The organism is Fibrobacter sp. UBA2449 (genome assembly GCF_002342555.1).
Classification (GTDB): Bacteria; Fibrobacterota; Fibrobacteria; order Fibrobacterales; family Fibrobacteraceae; genus Fibrobacter.
In genome coordinates this window covers 5334-9126 of sequence record NZ_DDQF01000014.1, presented here as the reverse complement: position 1 = coordinate 9126, position 3793 = coordinate 5334, and the positions used below count along the sequence as shown (strand labels likewise).

Sequence of the window (3793 nt, the reverse complement as noted above, 5' to 3'; positions counted from 1 at the left end):
TCGAAACTCTTTCATCATGCTGTCATAATCCACTCCACTTTCCAACTGAACGGACATACCCTTTGCAAGCATCATAAGCATCTGAAACACTAATTCTGCATCCTCCGGGTGTCTGAATTTTTTATAATCCCGCTCATGCAGAACAAGCGATGCGATATATTTTTCATTTGCTTCTGAAAATATGGCACTTTTCAATTCAGGCGTTGGTTCCGCTGCCACACTTGCAATAAACGACGCAATATGCGGGTGCTTTTTTAAGTTTTCCACTTTCATAACGCTGGCTTCCCATACACGGTCAAAGAAATCCGTAGTTTCCTCCAATGCACTCGTGTTATAGGCTTGCTTCATTTGGGCAGCGCAGTAATCAAATAAATACTGGTAAAGTGTCTGCTTATTTCCAAAATACTGGAATATAGACGCCTTTGAGATACCTGCCGCTACCGCAATATCATTGATCGACGCTTTTTCATATCCATGTTTTGCGAAACAGGCCAGAGCCGCGTTGCGTATGGTATCCTGCTTTTCATTTGATAGAGCAAGAAATTTTTCCATGGTAGCACCCCTTTCTAAATAACCGTTTCGGTTATCAACGAACAGTATAGCAAAAATAACCGAAACTGTCAATGCTTATTTGTACCATTATGAGGGAACGCACTCTTGGCAAGCAGGGCAAGTGTAGCCACACTTGCTATTTTTGCATCCCGTGGGGGCTGCAAAAACGCTTGTTGGGGAGGCTCCCCAAACCCGGCACTTTGGGACAAGTTGTCCCAAAGTCTGTTGTCTGCGTCACCGTTGCTTATCGCTCCTGTTCCTTATTCTTGCGCTCGTCCGACAGTCCGAGCAGATGATCGATATTCGCCTTGACCGCCACGGCCTCCCGCATTTCCTGCTGGGCCGCCCGGTACTCGGCATAGAGGACTTTTTTCCGCGCCGCAAGTTTGCGGCGCTTTTCTTTTAGCGCGTCCATCTTCGGGAGCTTTTCTCCGTCCAGCAGCTCATTGAGCGCCGCCTTCGCTGCCCGGTAGTCGGCCAGCTCCGGGCCATGCTCGGCCAGATATTTTTTGCTATACCGGGCCGCCTTGTACCCCTCGAACATGGGCCGGGACTTGGCGTATTGCACCACGGCCTCCATCAGCGCGGAGGTCTTGGCAAGGTCGGCCTCGGTCTGGCGCAGCTCCCCGGCCAGAGCGTGAAACCGCTGGGCCGCACCGTCTGCTTGTGCGGCAAGCTGGTCGTATTCGGTGAGCTGGTGCTCCTGCAAAAACATGAGGGCCGCCGCCATCTGTTTGAGGTTATACACCCTTTACTGCCCCGAAGGGCATAAAAATCCTCCAAGGGCTTTACCCTAAAGATAAACAAAAAGAGGGTGAGCTGTTCAGCTCATCCTCTTTAAGTGGAGCCTCCCGGACTTGAACCGGGAACCAACGGGTTTACGTTCGTGATGCTTTCGCACCTCCGTGGACTATGTCTTCGCCATGCCCTTGCGGGTTTAGGCGTGGGAGGCTTGCGCGGTCATTAAGCAGGCTCTACTGCTCCGCTAGTCTCTACACCTTCCAGGAGTGTACCCCTGGCTCGGCTCGGCGTTGCCGTGCAGCGTTTCCGCTGGTTAGGTTTCACCGATTTCTTCCCATTCGCATCCAGCTCTTTCAAGCTGGTGCCACAATTTTTATGAGTCCGACGCTCTAACCGATTGAGCTAAGGCTCCGAGCGCAAAGATAGTAAAAATCGGATTTTTTCAAGTGAATAAATCATATTTTGTGCAAAAAAGAGACCGAAGGCGGCTCCTACTGCCGCCTAAGACTAGAGATACATCGCTTTCACTTGAGCCTTGATTTTTTCATCGGCATCGGACTTCGACAGGTAGTCGCGTATCAGGTCGGGAAAATTGTAGGGCGCCCACTTGCACATATAGGCGGCGACCATGCGGAAGAAATCGGTCTCGACCTGCTTCTCGACGGTCTGCGCGTATTCCTCGCACACGAACCGTTCCGCCATCCAGAATTTCCCCGCATTTCCATTCCCAGCTTCAAAGGGACATTCCTTCTCGCCCTTGTAAAAGCTGCACAGAGTTCTGTAATTCATTGTTTGCCTCGCTTTAAAAATAGCTTTTGTACTATTGCTGCAAGCTGTTCTTGAGCATGTTCACCACGCCATCTATCCAGGAACGGTTCACCTCGTAGCCCGACGCACAGCGCGTCAGATAGCCGCGTACCTTCTTCTCCACGTCCGCGATTCCGTCGAACACGTCGAAGCAGTAATCTCCATCGGCATCCAGTGGCGAACCGCGCCCGGAAATTCTGTCTTGGATGCTGCATGCGTAATAGACTCGCGGGTAGTCGAGGGCGCATTTCAGCTCCACATAGCGCCTGTAGCCCTCTCCCTGCCTGAATGTCTGCACATTCTCCACATAGACTCCGCAGTCGTTCTTACGGGCGCAAAGCCATGATTTACACCATGGCCTTGCATTGTTCGCTTCGCTTGCGGAATCCAGGATGGAAAAGAAATCCAGCTGTCCTTCCGCCATCGTCACCCCTCCAGCAATCGAACTTTATCGCGTTCAGGCTGAACAGCCAAGCCGCCCCAGGTTCCATGCACTTGACCAGCGTCGTCAATAAAATCAACAACTCCGACCTTTCCCGTGTACTGGGGTTCGCCTACCATTTCGAGAATCTCAATCTTGTCTCCGATTTTCAAATTCATGTTCAGCCCTCCTAGCAATATTCGACCTGCGTCAGCACCGGGTAGCCTTTCGGAAACAGCTTGGTACAAAGTTTTTCCACATGTTCGGAAACGTAATATACATCTTCGTCGCTCAATGTGGTAGTCTCTCCGTCCTTATTTTTTACGACCAGGAGATTGCCGACAAACATAGGCGAACCGAGATTGTCGATGGCACTGATTTTCGCGGGCTGCTTGAAAAGACCTTCGTCGTCGCAGATAATGTCGAAGACCTTCTTGCCGATTTTCCGTTCCTGAATGTCAATCACGGTACACTGCAATTCGCGGTAATAGTCCGCGAGCTTGTTTTCAATTTCGACCGCCTTGTGGGTCTCGTTGATAACGTCGATTAGGTATGCTTTTATCTTCATTGTTTTTTTCCTTTAGGTTAGTGTCCACTTGTTTTGGATTGCATCGTAAACAACAGCGAAGCCAAGCCTCAAGGCGAGTTCCTTGAGCGCGAGCAGCTTCGCCGCTGCGGTGTCGGCTTGCGCCAGCGTGTACCTTTCCATGGTTCCGTTGACGCTTTTCTCTGCCATCTTTTGAAGTTCGTCGGATTTCTGATTGAACTCGTTCATCATCCGTTCAAGCTGTTCTTTCACTTTTGCCCTTTCCATCGCTATGCCTCCACGCTTTCTTCTTCGGGTTCTTCTTCAATCGCTTTTTCGATTTCTTCTTCCAGTTCCTCCATCGCCTTCTCGATGCCCTCATCAAGCAAGTAGCAGCGAATCGTCACATCCGCCCATTCGGCGCCTTTCTCGATGGCGTTGCACTCGCAGCAGAACTCGGTCATGGCCTCGCCAAGCAAGTCCCAGTTCCCCGCGATATTCTGCTCTGCCTCATAGCTGGAGAACGTATAGGAACCCGAAGCGTTGCCAGTGACGGAATCGTCAACCCAGAACGCATCGCGGAATTTCTCTTTCAGCGTTTCCTTGGACATTCCCTTCACGTCGTGATACCCAAGGTATTCCTTGATGGCTGTCACGCAGTCGTCCTTGATGTTTTCGTGGTAGTCGTAGCTCATGGTTTTACCTCTCAAAAAAAGAGAGGCTCGCCGTTTGGCGAGCCTCGATGG

7 protein-coding genes and 1 pseudogene are annotated in these 3793 nt (G+C 50.9%); all 8 read right to left on the bottom strand.

What is annotated here, in order from left to right:
* Positions 1–552 (bottom strand): TetR/AcrR family transcriptional regulator (locus B4B27_RS09405; RefSeq protein ID WP_290725958.1); only part of this gene is annotated, 552 nt, incomplete at its 3' end.
* Between the two features lie 244 nt (positions 553–796).
* Positions 797–1303 (bottom strand): annotated as a pseudogene (locus tag B4B27_RS09400) (hypothetical protein); the annotation flags it as partial.
* 497 nt (positions 1304–1800) lie between these two features.
* Entirely contained in the window at positions 1801–2082 is a 282-nt protein-coding gene (locus tag B4B27_RS09395) for a hypothetical protein (protein ID WP_073321106.1), read from the bottom strand.
* A gap of 31 nt (positions 2083–2113) precedes the next feature.
* Positions 2114–2524 carry a hypothetical protein gene (locus B4B27_RS09390; RefSeq protein WP_073321104.1) on the bottom strand — a complete coding sequence of 137 codons (411 nt, stop codon included), beginning with the start codon at positions 2522–2524 and terminating at the stop codon, positions 2114–2116.
* A gap of 2 nt (positions 2525–2526) precedes the next feature.
* Complete coding sequence (locus B4B27_RS09385; protein ID WP_139261070.1) at positions 2527–2700, bottom strand: DUF4314 domain-containing protein; 174 nt, start codon at positions 2698–2700, stop codon at positions 2527–2529.
* Positions 2701–2711: 11 nt separating this feature from the next.
* The gene (locus B4B27_RS09380) at positions 2712–3089 is read right to left on the bottom strand and encodes a DUF3846 domain-containing protein (RefSeq protein WP_290725950.1); all 378 of its coding nucleotides are present in this window, start codon (positions 3087–3089) and stop codon (positions 2712–2714) included.
* 12 nt (positions 3090–3101) lie between these two features.
* The gene (locus tag B4B27_RS09375) at positions 3102–3335 is read right to left on the bottom strand and encodes a hypothetical protein (protein ID WP_290725948.1); all 234 of its coding nucleotides are present in this window, start codon (positions 3333–3335) and stop codon (positions 3102–3104) included.
* A gap of 2 nt (positions 3336–3337) precedes the next feature.
* Positions 3338–3742 (bottom strand): hypothetical protein, encoded by a 405-nt coding sequence (locus B4B27_RS09370; RefSeq protein ID WP_173342428.1) that lies wholly within the window; start codon positions 3740–3742, stop codon positions 3338–3340.
* Positions 3743–3793 lie beyond the last annotated feature (51 nt).

Coding starts and splice junctions, on each gene's coding strand:
- B4B27_RS09395 (WP_073321106.1), bottom strand. CDS start 2,082: ATGAATTACAGAACTCTGTGCAGCTTTTACAAGGGCGAGAAGGAATGT.
- B4B27_RS09390 (WP_073321104.1), bottom strand. CDS start 2,524: ATGGCGGAAGGACAGCTGGATTTCTTTTCCATCCTGGATTCCGCAAGC.
- B4B27_RS09385 (WP_139261070.1), bottom strand. CDS start 2,700: ATGAATTTGAAAATCGGAGACAAGATTGAGATTCTCGAAATGGTAGGC.
- B4B27_RS09380 (WP_290725950.1), bottom strand. CDS start 3,089: ATGAAGATAAAAGCATACCTAATCGACGTTATCAACGAGACCCACAAG.
- B4B27_RS09375 (WP_290725948.1), bottom strand. CDS start 3,335: ATGGAAAGGGCAAAAGTGAAAGAACAGCTTGAACGGATGATGAACGAG.
- B4B27_RS09370 (WP_173342428.1), bottom strand. CDS start 3,742: ATGAGCTACGACTACCACGAAAACATCAAGGACGACTGCGTGACAGCC.